The organism is Mesorhizobium sp. SARCC-RB16n, from assembly GCF_008520305.1.
Lineage (GTDB): Bacteria > Pseudomonadota > Alphaproteobacteria > Rhizobiales > Rhizobiaceae > Mesorhizobium.
This window is the reverse complement of record NZ_ML703257.1, coordinates 74,377-89,572: the sequence shown is the minus strand read 5'-3', so window position 1 is coordinate 89,572 and position 15,196 is coordinate 74,377. Positions and strand designations below refer to the sequence as shown.

18 protein-coding genes are annotated in these 15,196 nt (G+C 63.3%); 9 read left to right on the top strand and 9 right to left on the bottom strand.

The window, feature by feature from the left end; translation table 11 throughout:
* Positions 1-117: 117 nt before the first annotated feature.
* From C7I87_RS05455 to hslV, 5 genes are all read right to left on the bottom strand, one after another.
* Positions 118-1,077 carry a DUF1402 family protein gene (locus C7I87_RS05455; protein WP_149903248.1) on the bottom strand — a complete coding sequence of 320 codons (960 nt, stop codon included), beginning with the start codon at positions 1,075-1,077 and terminating at the stop codon, positions 118-120.
* A 151-nt stretch (positions 1,078-1,228) separates the two neighbouring features.
* Positions 1,229-2,539 (bottom strand): ATP-dependent protease ATPase subunit HslU, encoded by a 1,311-nt coding sequence (gene hslU / locus C7I87_RS05450; RefSeq protein WP_149903247.1) that lies wholly within the window; start codon positions 2,537-2,539, stop codon positions 1,229-1,231.
* 4 nt (positions 2,540-2,543) lie between these two features.
* Complete coding sequence (locus tag C7I87_RS05445) at positions 2,544-3,143, bottom strand: DUF2585 domain-containing protein (protein WP_149903246.1); 600 nt, start codon at positions 3,141-3,143, stop codon at positions 2,544-2,546.
* Positions 3,144-3,151: 8 nt separating this feature from the next.
* Positions 3,152-3,667, bottom strand: a complete 516-nt coding sequence (locus C7I87_RS05440; RefSeq protein ID WP_149903245.1) for a GNAT family N-acetyltransferase — start codon at positions 3,665-3,667, stop codon at positions 3,152-3,154.
* A gap of 50 nt (positions 3,668-3,717) precedes the next feature.
* Positions 3,718-4,269, bottom strand: coding sequence for an ATP-dependent protease subunit HslV (hslV, locus tag C7I87_RS05435; protein WP_015314580.1), 552 nt, complete (start codon positions 4,267-4,269; stop codon positions 3,718-3,720).
* A gap of 229 nt (positions 4,270-4,498) precedes the next feature.
* On the opposite strand from hslV, the gene hisB reads away from it, so the two are divergent.
* From hisB to coaA, 9 genes are read left to right on the top strand one after another with little or no spacing between them, the layout of a single operon-like run.
* Positions 4,499-5,098: an imidazoleglycerol-phosphate dehydratase HisB gene (hisB, locus tag C7I87_RS05430; RefSeq protein ID WP_149903244.1), complete on the top strand. Its 600-nt coding sequence runs from the start codon at positions 4,499-4,501 to the stop codon at positions 5,096-5,098.
* 4 nt (positions 5,099-5,102) lie between these two features.
* Positions 5,103-5,579, top strand: coding sequence for a DUF2628 domain-containing protein (locus C7I87_RS05425; protein WP_149903243.1), 477 nt, complete (start codon positions 5,103-5,105; stop codon positions 5,577-5,579).
* Position 5,580: 1 nt separating this feature from the next.
* Complete coding sequence (gene hisH / locus C7I87_RS05420; protein ID WP_149903242.1) at positions 5,581-6,231, top strand: imidazole glycerol phosphate synthase subunit HisH; 651 nt, start codon at positions 5,581-5,583, stop codon at positions 6,229-6,231.
* Positions 6,232-6,236: 5 nt separating this feature from the next.
* On the top strand, positions 6,237-6,527 hold the full coding sequence (locus C7I87_RS05415) for a DUF1330 domain-containing protein (protein WP_149903241.1): 291 nt from the start codon (positions 6,237-6,239) through the stop codon (positions 6,525-6,527).
* A 4-nt stretch (positions 6,528-6,531) separates the two neighbouring features.
* The gene (gene hisA / locus C7I87_RS05410) at positions 6,532-7,281 is read left to right on the top strand and encodes a 1-(5-phosphoribosyl)-5-[(5-phosphoribosylamino)methylideneamino]imidazole-4-carboxamide isomerase (protein ID WP_149903240.1); all 750 of its coding nucleotides are present in this window, start codon (positions 6,532-6,534) and stop codon (positions 7,279-7,281) included.
* Positions 7,278-8,114, top strand: coding sequence for an arginase family protein (locus C7I87_RS05405; protein WP_149903239.1), 837 nt, complete (start codon positions 7,278-7,280; stop codon positions 8,112-8,114). The genes hisA and C7I87_RS05405 overlap by 4 nt, the downstream gene beginning before the upstream one ends.
* Complete coding sequence (hisF, locus tag C7I87_RS05400; RefSeq protein WP_149903238.1) at positions 8,114-8,905, top strand: imidazole glycerol phosphate synthase subunit HisF; 792 nt, start codon at positions 8,114-8,116, stop codon at positions 8,903-8,905. Before C7I87_RS05405 ends, hisF begins: the two co-directional genes overlap by 1 nt.
* Before the next feature lie 60 nt (positions 8,906-8,965).
* Complete coding sequence (locus tag C7I87_RS05395) at positions 8,966-9,289, top strand: phosphoribosyl-ATP diphosphatase (protein WP_149903237.1); 324 nt, start codon at positions 8,966-8,968, stop codon at positions 9,287-9,289.
* A gap of 24 nt (positions 9,290-9,313) precedes the next feature.
* The gene (coaA, locus tag C7I87_RS05390) at positions 9,314-10,273 is read left to right on the top strand and encodes a type I pantothenate kinase (RefSeq protein WP_149903236.1); all 960 of its coding nucleotides are present in this window, start codon (positions 9,314-9,316) and stop codon (positions 10,271-10,273) included.
* Positions 10,274-10,335: 62 nt separating this feature from the next.
* Here the strand turns inward: coaA and C7I87_RS05385 are convergent, their stop codons facing one another.
* From C7I87_RS05385 to C7I87_RS05370, 4 genes are all read right to left on the bottom strand, one after another.
* A complete protein-coding gene (locus C7I87_RS05385; protein ID WP_149903235.1) occupies positions 10,336-11,895 on the bottom strand; it encodes a DegQ family serine endoprotease in 1,560 nt (519 codons plus the stop codon).
* A 189-nt stretch (positions 11,896-12,084) separates the two neighbouring features.
* Positions 12,085-12,804, bottom strand: a complete 720-nt coding sequence (locus tag C7I87_RS05380; protein ID WP_149903234.1) for an MBL fold metallo-hydrolase — start codon at positions 12,802-12,804, stop codon at positions 12,085-12,087.
* Positions 12,805-12,858: 54 nt separating this feature from the next.
* A complete protein-coding gene (locus tag C7I87_RS05375) occupies positions 12,859-14,025 on the bottom strand; it encodes a diphosphate--fructose-6-phosphate 1-phosphotransferase (protein ID WP_149903233.1) in 1,167 nt (388 codons plus the stop codon).
* 212 nt (positions 14,026-14,237) lie between these two features.
* The gene (locus C7I87_RS05370) at positions 14,238-15,005 is read right to left on the bottom strand and encodes a L,D-transpeptidase (protein ID WP_149903232.1); all 768 of its coding nucleotides are present in this window, start codon (positions 15,003-15,005) and stop codon (positions 14,238-14,240) included.
* Positions 15,006-15,196 lie beyond the last annotated feature (191 nt).

Sequence of the window (15,196 nt, the reverse complement as noted above, 5' to 3'; positions counted from 1 at the left end):
TTCAACTCCCAAAACGTCATATGCGATTCCCCTGGTCACTATACGGGGAGAAATGTCCGGCAGGACAATGAGGGGCGGCGCAGCGTCGGCAAGTTAATGTCAGCGCATCCTCTCGCGCTAAAACAGCGCCTTCAGCTCCGCCAGCTTGTCGTTTACCAGCCAGCCGTAATAATTCTCTTCCGGCAGCTTTTCCGGCTCGCCGGCGGCGCGGCGCTTGTCGTTCTCCGCCTTCAGCGCATAGGCGCGCTGTTCCGGATTGCCGACATTGTAGAGCGTGGCGGTCAGTCCCGGATTCCCCGAAATGTCGAAGCCGGCGATGCTCTTGTAGGCGTCGATCGACTTCCTGATCGTCGCTGCGACATAGGGCAGCGTCAGGTCGGGGTCCATAATGGTCTTGTAGACCGAATTGGGATCGGAGACGTCGAGCTCCGGCAGGCCGGACACCTTGTGCACGAGGTCGCTCATCTGCAAGGCGGTCAACGGGTTGAGCTGGCCTAGACCGAAGGTCTGGCCGGCATAGTAGGGCTGGAAGAAGGTGGCGCCGAAACGGTTGTCGGGGAAATCCTCGCCGCCGACGGTCTTGCCGCGAAACGAATGGTTCCAGACCTGCTCGCGGCATTCCCACAGATCGTAGCTGTCCGAAATCGCGGCGCATTTCTTGAATTCCGGCCGCTGCACGAAATCGCTCACGTCTTCGCCGTCATAAGCGAAGGACAGCTTGCTCGAGAGGTAGGAAATCGCCTTGACGTAATAGGTCTGCAGCCGGTCGTAGGCGTCGACATTATAGGTATGCTCGCCGACGATGGCGCCGACGATGTGCATGGGGTCTATGCCGTAGGCGCTCGCCGCCTTCTTGATCTTGGCGCGCAGATCGGCGTCGTTCTGCAGCAGCGCATAAACCTTGCGGTATTTCGCCTGAAAGGTGGTGTTGGTCGCCTGCGTGCGGCGGCTCGAGGCGCCTGGAATGTCGGGCTGCTCGGCATTGCGGTTTCCCGCCGGCACCAATGTCGCCGCATCGGCGGCGAACAGCGTCGCCGCCAGCGTCAAGCCGAGAATGACTGGGATGAGTTTTTTCATGCGCCGCCGCCTAGAGAATTGCCGCGCAAACTAGGTAAAGCGCTTGGTCGAGTCGAGAGCGCCCAGTCATCCGGCGAGACGAAAGGTGGCCAGATGGTACCATCTGGCCACACATGGCTTCTGCCGGAAGTTGTTACTCCGGCGCTGCCGTTCAAAGGATGAACCGGGACAGATCCGTGTTTCTGGAGAGGTCGCCGACATGCTTCTGGACATAGGCGGCGTCGATGGTGACGGCCGTGCCGTTGCGGTCGGGCGCATCGTAGGAGATATCGTCGAGCACCCGCTCCATCACCGTCTGCAGCCGCCGCGCGCCGATGTTCTCGATGCTGGCGTTGAGATCGACGGCAACGCCGGCGAGCGAATCGATGGCGTCGTCGGTGAAGGTCAGCTCGACGCCCTCGGTCTTCATCAGCGCGATATACTGCTTGATGAGGCTCGCTTCGGTCTCGGTCAGGATGCGAACGAAGTCCTCCTTCTCAAGCGCACGCAGCTCGACGCGGATCGGCAGGCGGCCCTGCAGTTCCGGCAGCAGGTCGGAGGGCTTGGAGACATGGAAGGCACCGGAAGCGATGAACAGGATATGGTCCGTCTTCACTGGCCCGTATTTGGTCGCCACCGTCGTACCCTCGACCAGCGGCAGCAGGTCGCGCTGCACGCCTTCCCGCGAAGGGCCGCCGGAAATGTCCGACCTGGCGGCGATCTTGTCGATCTCGTCGAGGAAGACGATGCCGTCATTCTCCGTCGCGTCGAGCGCACGGCGCACCACCTCGTCCTGGTCGAGCAGCTTGTCGGACTCGTCGCTGACCAGCAGGTCGTAGGACTCTTTCACCGTGGTCTTGCGCAGCTTGGTCTTCTTGCCGCCCATCGCCTTCGACAGCATGTCGTTGATGTTCAGCACGCCGATATTGGCGCCCGGCATACCGGGAATCTCGAAGCCGGGCATGCCGCCATTGCCGGTGTCGGCCACCTCGATTTCGATTTCCTTGTCGTCGAGTTCACCCTCGCGCAGCTTCTTGCGGAATGAGTCGCGGGTGGCCGGGCTCGCCGTCTTGCCGACCAGCGCTTCCAGAACGCGTTCCTCGGCGTTGACATGGGCGCGCGCTTTCACGTCCTCGCGCATCTTCTCGCGCACCAACCCGATGGCGATCTCGACCAGATCGCGGATGATCTGCTCGACGTCGCGGCCGACATAGCCGACCTCGGTGAACTTGGTCGCCTCTACCTTGACGAAAGGCGCGCCGGCGAGCCGCGCTAGGCGGCGCGATATCTCGGTCTTGCCGACGCCGGTCGGCCCGATCATCAGGATGTTCTTCGGCATCACCTCTTCGCGCATCTGGCCTTCGAGCTGCTGGCGGCGCCAGCGGTTGCGCAAGGCGATGGCCACGGCGCGCTTGGCGTCCTTCTGGCCGATGATGAAACGGTCGAGTTCCGAAACGATTTCGCGGGGAGAAAATGTGCTCATATCACTAAATTCCACTTTGCCACTGCTTGATGGCCTCGAACGGATGCAGCAGCATGATCACGTTGAGTGTAAGATTGTCCCGGATGAGGTAGCCGGTGCCCAGTTCGAAGAGAAGGGCGAGGCTGACGATCACCCATATAGGTAGCATTCGCGCCATGACAAATCCCAGCACCATGGCCAGTGTGTCGGACACCGAATTGATGATGCTGTCGCCGTAATAATCGAGCGAGATGGTGCCGGCGCGGTAGCGCTCGATGATGAACGGGCTGTTTTCGAGGATTTCCCAGCCGCCCTCGATGAGAACGGCGAACGCCAGCCGCAAGCCGATGGGCGAGCGCGGGAACAGGAACCGGGCCAGCGCATAGAACAGGAAGCCGTGGATGATGTGCGAAAAGGTGTACCAGTCCGAAATGTGCTGGGAATTTTCCGAACTGTTCACCACGCCATGCCACAGCTTGACATAGCCGCAGGTGCAGATCGGCGGATGGCCCATCAGGTAGAGCGTGACGGCCTGAGCGACGAGCAGGCCGGCGACGATCAGCAGCCCCATCCGCCAGCTGTCCTCGTAGGCCGAAAGGCTCTTGTCCTCGCTGGATGTGACCATGCCCTGGATTACCCCTCTTGCGCGTCTTCGGCATCGATTGCCATCAGCACGACGTCGCCATAGATCGACTGCCTGCGATCAATGGCCCGGAATCCCGCCTTTTCATAGGCGCGGATGGCCCTGATGTTGGTAGGGTCGGGATCGATGACGACGCGCGGTACGCCTTCCCTAAACAGGTCTTCGACGAACTGGCGCACGATCGCCGAGCCATGGCCGATGCCGACCAGTTCCGGCCGGCCGATCGAGAGATCAATGCCGAGCGTGCCGAACGGCTGATCGGCATAGGGATGGTCGTCCTCCATATGCGGATCATAGCTCTGCATATAAGCGATCGGCTGGCCGTCGAGTTCGACAATCAGCGGCTCGACGGAAATCGAGTCTATGTGATCGGCAATCTCCGCGATTTCCGTCTCGGGATCGTCCCACCACTCGGCCACATGTGGCTCGGCCAGCCAGCCAGCGATCATCGGCAGGTCCTTCCTGGTCACCGGCCGAAAATCATACCTGTCTTCTTGTCCGGCCATGATCTTTTCCGAAAACCGGTTTCCACTTTTCGGGATCAAGGCCGACCTTCTCAGGCGGCATCGAGCGTTTCGACGACAAAATTGTTGTTGGTGTAGACGCAGATGTCGGAGGCGATCTGCATCGCCCTGCGGGCGATCTCCTCGGCGTCCTTGTCGGTGTCCATCAGCGCGCGCGCCGCGGCCAGCGCGTAATTGCCGCCCGAACCGATGGCCATGACGCCATGTTCCGGCTCCAGCACATCGCCATTGCCGGTCAGTGCCAGCGAAACCGACTTGTCGGCCACCAGCATCATGGCCTCCAGCCTGCGCAGATATCGGTCGGTGCGCCAGTCCTTGGCAAGCTCGACACAAGCACGCGTCAGCTGGTCGGGATATTGTTCGAGCTTGGCTTCCAGCCGTTCCAGCAGAGTGAAGGCGTCGGCTGTAGCGCCCGCGAAACCGGCAATCACATTGCCGCCCTTGCCGATGCGGCGCACTTTCCTGGCATTGCCCTTCATGATGGTCTGGCCAAGGCTGACCTGGCCGTCACCGGCGATCACCACCTTGTTGCCCTTGCGCACGGTCACGATCGTCGTGGCGTGCATCGTCAATTCATTGGACATTTCCTGCTCCGAGCAGCGCCATCCCAAAAAGGCGATTGGCGCGGTACGAGTGACTTTGATCGGCCATATGTATGCATGGGACCGATGATTGCAAACGGCTCGATAGCGACCGGGATCGCAACTGGCAATCGCCGGATCATGCTGATAGAAGGCTCTCGTTTTCAAGTCCGCGAGCGCTTGAATCGCGTGAACCGGTCACGATCTGAACCGCAGGCACAAGGATAGAGTGATGGCGCCTCGTTCCGCCGATGCAAGCCGCAAGACCAGGGAAACCGACATCTCCGTGTCGATCCATGTCGACGGCACAGGCAAATCGGACATCGCCACCGGTGTCGGCTTCTTCGACCATATGCTGGACCAGCTTTCCCGCCATTCGCTGATCGACATGACCGTCAGGGCAACGGGCGACCTGCATATCGACGACCACCACACGGTCGAGGACACCGGCATCGCGCTCGGCCAGGCCTTGACCAAGGCGCTGGGCGAGCGGCGCGGCATCATGCGCTACGCCTCGATCGACCTTGCCATGGACGAGACGCTGACGCGCGCGGCGATCGACGTGTCGGGCCGTCCCTTCCTGGTCTGGAACGTTTCGTTCTCGTCGCCCAAGATTGGCACCTTCGACACCGAACTGGTGCGTGAATTCTTCCAGGCGCTGGCGCAGAATGCCGGGATCACGCTGCATGTCACCAACCATTACGGCGCCAACAACCATCATATCGCCGAGACCTGCTTCAAGGCGGTGGCGCGCGCGCTGCGCACCGCGCTCGAGTATGATCCGCGCCAGCCTGACGCGGTTCCCTCCACCAAGGGTTCTTTGAAGGGATAGCCTCATGACCGCCTATGTCGTGATGGAGCCACCTGGCCGCAGCGAGAAAGTCGACACGACGACGCTGGTCCGCGACGGTTTCACCTGGCTGGGCCTGCTGGTGCCGCCGCTGTGGCTCGCCTGGCACCGGCTGTGGGTCGAAGCAGCGCTCGCCTTTGTCGTCATGGGCGTGCTTTCGATGCTCGGCCAGAAACTTGGCCTCGGTGTCGCCGGCTCGCTTTTGTCGCTGCTCGTCTCGCTCTATGTCGGGCTGGAGGGCCAGGGCTTGCGCATCGCGGCGCTGCGCCGCCGCGGCTGGCATGAATGGGGCGTCGTCGAGGCCGGCTGGCTCGGGGATGCCGACATCCGCTATGCCCTGGAAGCCGAAGGGCTTTCGAATGAAGCGACACCCGCGCCGCGCATCGTTCCGGATGCCGCTCTGGCGCGCCCGGCGCAGCCCGGCATGGCGCTGGGGCTGACCCATATTCCGGGACGGCGCTGAGATGCGGGTTGCGATCATCGATTACGGTTCGGGCAATCTGCGCTCGGCCACCAAGGCTTTCGAGCGCGCCGCGCGTGAAGCCGGTATTGCGGCGCAGATCGACCTGACGGCCGATGCCGACCGTGTGCGCACCGCGGACCGCATCGTCCTGCCCGGCGTCGGGGCTTATGCCGACTGCGCGGCCGGGCTGCGTGCCGTCGAGGGCATGTGGGACGCGGTCGAAGACGTCGCCGTCGCCAAGGGCCGGCCTTTCCTGGGCATCTGCGTCGGCATGCAGCTGATGTCGCAGCGCGGCCTCGAAAAGACCGTCACCAACGGCTTCGGCTGGATATCGGGCGACGTCAAGGAGATCACGCCGGCCGATCCGGCGCTGAAGATCCCGCAGATCGGCTGGAACACGATCGAATTGAGGCGTCAGCATCCGCTGTTTTCCGGCATTCCGACCGGCGCGACGGGACTGCATGCCTATTTCGTCCACTCCTACCATCTCGATGCGAAAAAGCCGGACGAGGTCCTTGCGGTTGCCGACTATGGCGGCCCGGTGACGGCTACGGTCGCCCGCGACAATCTCGCCGGCACGCAGTTCCATCCGGAAAAGAGCCAGGCACTGGGCCTGGCGCTGATCACGAATTTCCTGAGGTGGAGGCCCTGAACACCATGAGCAAGAAGGGCTACTGGATGGCGATGATCGATGTCCGCGACCCCGAACTGTACGAACAGTACATCGAGGCGAATGCGGTGGCTTTCGCGAAGTATGGCGCGAAATTCGCCGTGCGGGCCGGCCGCCACGAAAACCCGGAAGGACCTACCGGCAACCGCCATGTGCTGGTCGAGTTCGAGTCTTTCGACAGGGCGGTCGAATGCTATCATTCGCCTGAATATCAGTATGCCTCCAAATTCCGGCTTGCCGCCTCATCAGGTCATTTCGTCATCGTTGAAGGCGCCTGAAAATATGATCCTGTTTCCAGCCATCGACCTCAAGGACGGCCAGTGCGTGCGCCTGAAGCACGGCGATATGGCCACCGCGACCATCTACAACGATGACCCCGCCGCGCAGGCCAAGGCCTTCGAGGACCAGGGTTTCGGGTGGCTGCATGTGGTCGACCTCAACGGCGCCTTCCAGGGCCAGAGCGTCAACAGCGCCGCGGTCGGCGCCATCCTGAAGGCAACGAAGAACCCGGTACAACTCGGCGGCGGCATTCGCACGCTGGAGCAGATCGAGGATTGGCTCGATCGTGGGCTCGCCCGCGTCATCCTCGGCACGGTGGCGGTGCGCGATCCCGATCTGGTCAGGCAGGCCTGCAAGGCGTTTCCGGGCAAAGTGGCCGTCGGCATCGACGCCAAGGGCGGCAAGGTGGCGGTCGAGGGCTGGGCCGAGGCCTCGAGCCTCGGCGTCATCGAACTGGCGAAGAAATTCGAAGGCGCCGGCGTGGCCGCCATCATCTACACCGACATCGACCGCGACGGCGTGCTGACCGGCATCAACTGGGATGCCACCATCGACCTCGCCGACGCCGTGTCGATCCCGGTCATCGCTTCGGGTGGCCTCGCCTCGATCGCCGACATCGTGCGCATGACCATGCCCGATGCGCAAAAGCTCGAAGGCGCGATTTCGGGCCGCGCCCTCTATGACGGCCGCATCGATCCCGCCGAGGCCCTGGCGATCCTGCAGGGCCGGCCGGTGGCGGAGGCGCGGTCGTGAAAGTCTCGCTCATCCTGGCCTCCTATGACAGCGGCCACTATCACGGCGGCATGGGCCAGGGGCCCGACGCGCTGATATCAGGCGGGCTCGTCGATGCGCTGACCCTTGCCGGCCATGACGTCACGGTCGAGGATATCGGCAGGGTCGGCGACGACCAGGAACGAGAGATCGCCACCGGTTTTGCCGTCTGCAACGCCGTCTCGGGCGAGGTCCGCATTGCCCGCGACAGGGGGCGGTTTCCCATCGTGCTGGCCGGAAACTGCCTGACGTCAGCCGGAGCGGTCGCCGGCGAAGGCGCCGATGCCATCATCTGGGCCGACCAGCATGGCGATCTCAACACGCCCGAGACGTCCGTATACGGCTTTCTCGACGGCATGGCGCTGGCGGCGGTGCTCGGCCTGTGCTGGCGACCGATGGCTGCGGCCATTCCCGGCTTCAAGCCGATCGATCCCGCGCGCTGCGTGCTCGTCAACGCCCGCGATCTCGATCCTGCGGAGGAAAAACTTCTCGAAACATTGCCGGTCATCCGGACGGAATGTCCCGGCGTGGCGCAAGCAACGGAAAAACTGAAGGCCGCCGGTGCCAACAGCGTGCACCTGCATCTCGACCTCGACGTGCATGATCCCGACGAGCTGCAGGCCAACCGCTACGTCACCCCAGGCGGACCAAACCCGGAGCAGCTGCGCGACGCGGCCTGCGCCATGGTGCTTGCTGTGCCGGTCGTCGGCATCACCGTTTCCGCTTACGATCCAGCCTTCGATGCCCAGGCCGATGTGCCGCCGCTGGTCGGCCAGCTGCTCAACGACCTGCTTGCGACGATAGAGGGGCGCTGATGCTCAAAGCCCGCGTCATCCCTTGCCTGGACGTCAAGGACGGTCGTGTCGTCAAGGGCGTCAATTTCGTCGATCTCATCGACGCCGGCGATCCGGTGGAGGCAGCCAAGGCCTATGATGCCGCCGGTGCCGACGAGCTTTGCTTTCTCGACATCACCGCTTCGTCGGAGAATCGCGAGACCATCTTCGACGTCATCGCCCGCACCGCCGAACACTGTTTCATGCCGCTGACTGTCGGCGGCGGCGTGCGCCAGGTTGCAGACATCAGGAAATTGCTGCTGGCCGGCGCCGACAAGGTGTCGATCAACACGGCCGCGGTGAAGAACCCGGATTTCGTCGCCGAAGCCGCCGACAAGTTCGGCAACCAATGCATCGTCGTCGCCATCGACGCCAAGAAAGTGTCCGGCCCCGGCGAGGCCGACCGCTGGGAGATCTTCACTCATGGCGGGCGCGAGAAGACCGGCATCGACGCCGTCGAATTCGCGCGCCAGATGGTCCATCGCGGCGCCGGCGAGATCCTGTTGACCTCGATGGACCGCGACGGCACCAAGGCCGGCTACGACATCGCGCTGACGCGGGCGGTATCGGACGCGGTGCGCGCGCCGGTCATCGCATCGGGGGGCGTCGGCACGCTGGATCACATGGTCGAAGGTATTCGTGACGGCCATGCCGGCGCGGTTCTGGCCGCCTCCATCTTCCATTTCGGCACCTACACGATCGCCGAAGCCAAGGCGCATATGGCCAAGGCCGGGCTGCCGATGCGGCTGGACTCGCTGGGCAACAGGTCATAGAGCATGGTCCTTGAACCGGCTTTTGGAAAAGAGCAGGCTTAAACAAGAAGATAGACTGGCATGGCCGACTTTTCGCTCTCCGACCTGGAAAAAATCGTCAGCGACCGCGCCCATTCCGGCGACCCGGACTCGTGGACGGCCAAGCTGTTCGCGCGCGGCATGGACAAGGCGGCGCAGAAGCTCGGCGAGGAGGCGGTCGAGACCGTGATTGCCGCCGTCAAGGGCGACAAACAGGGCCTCGTTTCGGAAAGTGCCGATCTTATGTATCATTGGCTCGTCGTTCTCAGCATAGCGGGCGTTCCGCTGAACGACGTGCTCAAGGAGCTCGAAAGCCGCACCGGACGTTCGGGCATCGCCGAGAAGGCGTCACGGCCCAAGGGCTGAGCGCGAGGGAGGGCAGGTATCTCGATGGATCAGCTCGCGCCAACCGAGAAATATTCCCCCTTTCGCTTCTTCTCGGCCGAGCAATGGTCACAATTCCGCGCCGACACGCCGCTGACGCTGAGCGAGGACGAGTTCCGCCGCCTGCGGTCGCTCAACGACCCGGTCGACCTCGAAGAGGTCAAGCGAATCTATCTGTCGCTGTCGCGGCTTTTGTCGGCGCATGTCGAGGCGAGCCAGCTTCTGTTCCGGCAGCGCCAGGCCTTTTTCAACGCCGTCGATGTCGTCAAGACGCCGTTCATCATCGGCATCGCCGGTTCGGTCGCGGTCGGCAAATCGACCACGGCGCGCGTGCTGAAGGAATTGCTGGCGCGATGGCCGTCGAGCCCCAAGGTCGACCTCATCACCACGGACGGCTTCCTGCTACCCAACGAGGTCCTGCGCCGCGAAAACCTGATGGAACGCAAGGGGTTTCCCGACAGCTACGATGTCGGCGCGCTGCTGCGTTTCCTATCGGGCATCAAGTCGGCGCTGCCCGACGTCCGCGCGCCGGTCTATTCGCACCTCACCTACGACGTCATCCCCGGCGAGTTCGTCACCATCGACCGGCCCGACATCCTGATCTTCGAAGGCATCAACGTGCTGCAGCCGGGCAAGCTGCCGCAGGACGGCAAGATCGTGCCTTTCCTGTCGGACTTCTTCGACTTCGCCATCTATATCGATGCCGACGAGAAGCTGATCCACCAGTGGTATATTTCCCGCTTCATGCGGCTACGCGAGACCGCCTTCCGCGATCCGGGCTCCTTCTTCCACCGCTATTCGCAGTTGTCGGAGGATTCGGCCCGAGCCATCGCCGAGGGCTTGTGGACCAACATCAACTTGAAGAACCTGCGCGAAAACATCCTGCCGACGCGCGCCCGCGCCGACTTGATCCTGCGCAAGGGCGCCGACCACCTGATCGAGGAAGTGGCGCTGCGCAAGCTGTAGGCGCGGTGGCGGGCCTGTCGCTGGCAAGCCCGTCACACTGGAATCTAAATCAGCACCAGGTCTCAGCCATTGGCGAACGGCACGGCGACGTAGATCTGGTTGCCGTCGCGTTCGACCAGCAGGAGCACCGACTTGCGGCCTGACTTGCCGGCCTGCGCGATAGCTTGCGTGACCTGCCTGGCGTTCTTCACCGGCGCCTGGTTGACTGCGACGATGATGTCGCCGGGCTGGATGCCGGCGGTTGCCGCGGCCTTGTCCGGGTTGACGCTGGCGACCACCGCGCCGTGCTCGTTGTCGGCCAGGTTCATCTGCTGGCGAATATCGGGTGTGATGTCCATCAGGCCGAGGCCGATGGCCGGCGCGCGCAAGCCCTGTTCTGCGCTCGGCGCGCTGGAATCGCTGGTCGATGCCGTTTTCACATCGTCGCTGTTGCGGCCGACATCGACGGAAATCTGCATGGCCTTGCCCTTGCGCCAGACAGCCAGTGTTTCCTTGGCACCCGGCGCGACGTCGGCGACGGCCCGCGAAAGATCCTTGGGATCCTTGACGTCCTGCCCGGCGAAGCCGGTGATGACATCGCCGGTCTCCACACCGGCCTTGGCCGCGGGCGAACCGTCATTGACCTGAGATACCAAGGCACCGCCGGGATGATCGAGCCCGATGGCGCTGGCCACGTCCGGCGTCACCGGCTGGATCTCGACGCCGAGATAGCCGTATTCGATGTTACCGCCCTTCATCAGCTTGGCGACCACCTTCTGGGCCTGGTCCGACGGAATGGCGAAGCCGACACCGACGCTGCCGCCATTAGGGGAATAGATCGCCGTGTTGATGCCGACGACATTGCCGCTGACATCCACCAGCGGGCCGCCGGAATTGCCGTGGTTGATTGGGGCGTCGATCTGGATGAAGTCGTCGAACGGCCCGCTATGCAGGTCGCGGCCGCGCGCCGAGACGATACCGGCCGTTACCGTGGTGCCGATGCCGAACGGATTGCCGATCGCCAGCACCTGGTCGCCTGTCATCAGTTTGTCGGAGTCGCCCCACTTGATGGTCGGCAAGGGCTTGCTGGCCGTGATCTTGAGCACGGCCAGATCGTTCTTGGCGTCGTGACCGACCAGCTTGGCCGGAAGCTCCGTGCCGTCGTCGAGCGTGACCTTGATCGAGGAGGCGCCGTCGACGACGTGATTGTTGGTGACGATGGTGCCGTCGGCGCTGACGATGAAGCCCGAACCAAGCGCCTCGGCGCGCGGCCCCTGTTGCTGCGGAGGCGTCTTGGGAGCAGGCATGCCCTGATCGCCGAAGAACTGACGGAAATAGTCATCGAAGGGTGAATTGCCGCCGAAGGGTGAACCGTCGGGCGAACCTTCGCTCATGATTCGCGGCTGCGCCCTCATGACCGTCGTGACGGTAACGACAGCGGGCTTGGTCGACGCTACGATAGGCGCGAACGATCCGTTCGGAGCCGTTGTTCCGGCGACAGGAGTCTGTGTCGTCGCAACGACTTTGCTCAAGCCGGGATTGCTGGCATTTTGAGCAAATGAGACGACGACAGGGGAGATTATGAGCGCCGCGCCCAGCAGGGCGGCGACGCGATGCCTACGAAGAATACCAAAGGGTGACATGGTCGTTCTGTCCGGGCGAGAGTTGATCCGGCGCCGCGGGCAGCTCCTGGGGGAAAGCACCCGTCAGCGTGTCGACGACCGGGGTGGCCTGTCTCGCCGTACATGGCGGCCGGCCGGATCGACAATCAGGTATCTAGGGTCCGGAATGGCCTGAATTAGGGTTTTTGCCCTACCTTACGAAGATTTAATTCAGAGCGCGCTTACGGATCGCAGATAGGCCGACGCGATTTCACGCATGCGATTGCCGTCGAAACTCGGACCGTGGCCGCCATGGCCGATGCGGATCGGCAAGTCGAGCAGGCGCCGCATCGTGCTGGCATAGGCGGCCCTGTCGGAATCCGGCAAGTCGTCGATCAGCGTGTCGTCATAGATGGCGTCGCCGCTGAAGAACACACCATCGGCCTCGTCGAACAGCGCGATCGAATCCGGCGAGTGCCCGGGCAGATGGAGCACCCGAAACCGGCGGTCGCCGAGATCGACCACGTCGCCTTCGTCGAGCGTGCGCGTCAATGGGGCCGGCGCTATCGTATAGTCGGCCGATTTCCAGCCCGGCGCCGGCAATCTCGAGACCGCGCCCTCTAGATCGTGGAACATGTAGGCGTAGGTCGCGGCCTCATCCATGCTCTCGAACTGCGCCGCGCTCATCCTTGGACCGGCCCGCAGCGGAAATTCGTGCAGCGAGCCTACATGGTCGAGGTGGATATGGGTGGCGACGACCAGAAGCGGCTTGCCTTCGGTCGTTCTAATCTGCGGCGCCAGCGGACAGATGCCCATGCCGGTGTCGACCAGAAGGTCGGCGTCGCGGCCGGTGAAATGCCAGATGTTGGCGCGCACATAGCCGTGCACGAACGGCTCGGTCAGCATCGTCGTCCTGTCGTCGACGATGCGCTTGCTGAACCAGTTATCCATCGGACTGGAGCCTGGCATCAGGTATGGGCTTGGCATCAAATACGGGCCCGGACATCAGACGAACGGCTTTCCGACCTTGTATTTTTCCGGCACCAGCCGCTTGAGATAGGCCATGCCGGCATCGGACAGCTGGTTGGCATCGGGCTTCATGAAATCGTCGGGCATGTGGCGGGTCTTGCCGGCGACGTTTTTCAGCGGCACCTTCTTCAGCACGGTCTTGCTGCCATCATACTGCAGCGCCACCGAGCCGCCGCCCTGTTCGGCGACACCGACGGCGAAGGCGCCGGCATCGAAGGCCTCCTGCGCGTCGACGGCGCTGATGGCGCCGACATAGCCGCGCGGCATGTAGCCGAGTGCATCGACGCGGGCCCGCTTGCCCGGCAGCCCTTCGGCCAATGCCCGTTCGAGCGCCGCCGGCAGGTCGCTGCCCGACAGTTTGACGTTGCCATGCTGGTCGCGTTCGAGCTTGTCCGCCGGCACCAGGCTTTCGACCAGCGCCTTGCCGTCGGCGGTGCTGACGCCTTCCGACACGGCAACGATGCAGCGCTTGTGACGGTCGAGCGTGGCGCGCACATCATCGATGAAACCGGCGGCGGAGAACGGCCGCTCCGGCACATAGACGAGATGCGGGCCGCTGTCGGGGTCGAGCTGCCAGGCAGCGGCGGCCGCAGTCAGGAAGCCGGCATGCCGGCCCATGACGATGCCGACATAGATGCCGGGCAGCGCGCGAAAATCGAGATCAACGGACAGGAAGGCGCCGGCGACGAATTCGGCCGCCGAAATGAAGCCCGGCGTGTGGTCGTTTTCCTCGAGATCGTTGTCGATGGTCTTCGGCGCATGGACGAAGGCGATCTTGCCACCGGCGGCATCGGTCAGGATTTGCTGCGTGCCCGAGGTGTCGTTGCCGCCAATATAGATGAAGGCGTCGGCGCCCGCTTTCTGCAGGCCCTTCAGGATGACCTCGCAATAGGCGGCATCCGGCTTGTCGCGCGTCGAGCCGAGCGCGGCGCTCGGCGTTCCGGCGATCAGCCGCAGCCGGTCCTCCGGGATGGCGGAGAGGTCGACGTAGTTGCCGTCACGGATGCCGCGCACGCCATGGATGGAGCCCAGCACCTTGGCGCCGGGGTGGCGCTTGCGGATCTCCAGCGTGGCGCCCACCACCGTCTGGTTGATGACGGCGGTCGGGCCGCCGCCCTGTGCGATGACGAAGGTTCCGGCCATGCTTGGTTTCTCCCTAAAGCATGATGCCGAAAAGTGTGAAGCGGTTTTCGGACGACATCATGCTCTAATTCTTTGATTTAGAGACGGATGCAGATTTCAGGTCGAACGGACCTGAAATCATCCGGCTCTAGGCGATGGTCTTCAAGTCACCTTGGCCTGTCTTTGGCTATCGCGCAACGGGAGAGTCTGGCGGTCGCGAACCGCGGCCACGATCACATGACGACGACGGGGTTTTTCTTCGATACCCGGCTGTAGAGGTCGATGATGTCCTGGTTGATCAGGCGCACGCAGCCCGACGACATCGCCTGGCCGATGCTCCACCATTCGGGCGAGCCATGGATGCGGTAACCGGTGTCCTTGCCGTCCTGGTAGATGTAGAGCGCACGGGCGCCGAGCGGATTGGTGAGGCCGCCGGGCTGCCCGCCCTGCCACTTCACCAGTTCCGGCTTGCGCTGGATCATTTCGGGCGGCGGTGTCCAGGTCGGCCATTCCCTGCCGTACTGGATGTTGGCGCGGCCTGACCAGCGGAACCCGTCCTTGCCGATGCCGACGCCGTAGCGGATGGCGTCGCCACCCGGCTGGACGAGATAGAGCATGCGTTCCTTGAGATGCACGACGATGGTGCCGGGCGCTTCGCCGGTGGTGTCGACGACGATCTGGCGGCGGAATTCCGGCTTGACCTTGAGATAGGGCACCTCGGGCACGTTGAAGCCGTTGTCCGTCAAGGCGGCATACATGACGTCGGGGCTGGTAATGTTCTTGTCGACGCTGATCGAGGGCCGAATCGGCACCGAACCCGTAACCGTATCGTCGAACTGGAGTGCCGGCAGGTCGCCACCACCCGAAGTCGAGCAGCCGGCGACGCCGAGCAGCGCCAAAGCGCCGGCCCCGGACAGGACAGCGCGGCGGGAGAGAAGAAGATCGGTTTCGATTGCGTCGCCGTTTCGTGGCGGCGTCGGACCTTGCGGCAACTCACGCATATACCCAACCCTACGCTTTCGGCGGGAAGCACGGTCCGGCCGGATAGCGGGCATTTTCATCATTCATGGTTGATAAAGCGTGAACGCCTTGCGCTGCTTGCGTTTGCGCATCGCCGAGGCGCCGTTCCGCCCTGCCCGGTGATCGCCATCCAGTGTCGCTGCACAAAATCACCCCGGCCAGGTCATAATCC

Coding starts and splice junctions, on each gene's coding strand:
- C7I87_RS05455 (WP_149903248.1), bottom strand. CDS start 1,077: ATGAAAAAACTCATCCCAGTCATTCTCGGCTTGACGCTGGCGGCGACG.
- C7I87_RS05415 (WP_149903241.1), top strand. CDS start 6,237: ATGAGCAAGAAGGGCTACTGGATGGCGATGATCGATGTCCGCGACCCC.
- hisA (WP_149903240.1), top strand. CDS start 6,532: ATGATCCTGTTTCCAGCCATCGACCTCAAGGACGGCCAGTGCGTGCGC.
- hisF (WP_149903238.1), top strand. CDS start 8,114: ATGCTCAAAGCCCGCGTCATCCCTTGCCTGGACGTCAAGGACGGTCGT.
- hslU (WP_149903247.1), bottom strand. CDS start 2,539: ATGAGCACATTTTCTCCCCGCGAAATCGTTTCGGAACTCGACCGTTTC.
- C7I87_RS05370 (WP_149903232.1), bottom strand. CDS start 15,005: ATGCGTGAGTTGCCGCAAGGTCCGACGCCGCCACGAAACGGCGACGCA.
- coaA (WP_149903236.1), top strand. CDS start 9,314: ATGGATCAGCTCGCGCCAACCGAGAAATATTCCCCCTTTCGCTTCTTC.
- C7I87_RS05375 (WP_149903233.1), bottom strand. CDS start 14,025: ATGGCCGGAACCTTCGTCATCGCACAGGGCGGCGGCCCGACCGCCGTC.
- hisH (WP_149903242.1), top strand. CDS start 5,581: ATGCGGGTTGCGATCATCGATTACGGTTCGGGCAATCTGCGCTCGGCC.
- hisB (WP_149903244.1), top strand. CDS start 4,499: ATGGCGCCTCGTTCCGCCGATGCAAGCCGCAAGACCAGGGAAACCGAC.
- C7I87_RS05385 (WP_149903235.1), bottom strand. CDS start 11,895: ATGTCACCCTTTGGTATTCTTCGTAGGCATCGCGTCGCCGCCCTGCTG.
- C7I87_RS05440 (WP_149903245.1), bottom strand. CDS start 3,667: ATGGCCGGACAAGAAGACAGGTATGATTTTCGGCCGGTGACCAGGAAG.
- C7I87_RS05380 (WP_149903234.1), bottom strand. CDS start 12,804: ATGGATAACTGGTTCAGCAAGCGCATCGTCGACGACAGGACGACGATG.
- C7I87_RS05425 (WP_149903243.1), top strand. CDS start 5,103: ATGACCGCCTATGTCGTGATGGAGCCACCTGGCCGCAGCGAGAAAGTC.
- C7I87_RS05445 (WP_149903246.1), bottom strand. CDS start 3,143: ATGGTCACATCCAGCGAGGACAAGAGCCTTTCGGCCTACGAGGACAGC.
- C7I87_RS05395 (WP_149903237.1), top strand. CDS start 8,966: ATGGCCGACTTTTCGCTCTCCGACCTGGAAAAAATCGTCAGCGACCGC.
- hslV (WP_015314580.1), bottom strand. CDS start 4,269: ATGTCCAATGAATTGACGATGCACGCCACGACGATCGTGACCGTGCGC.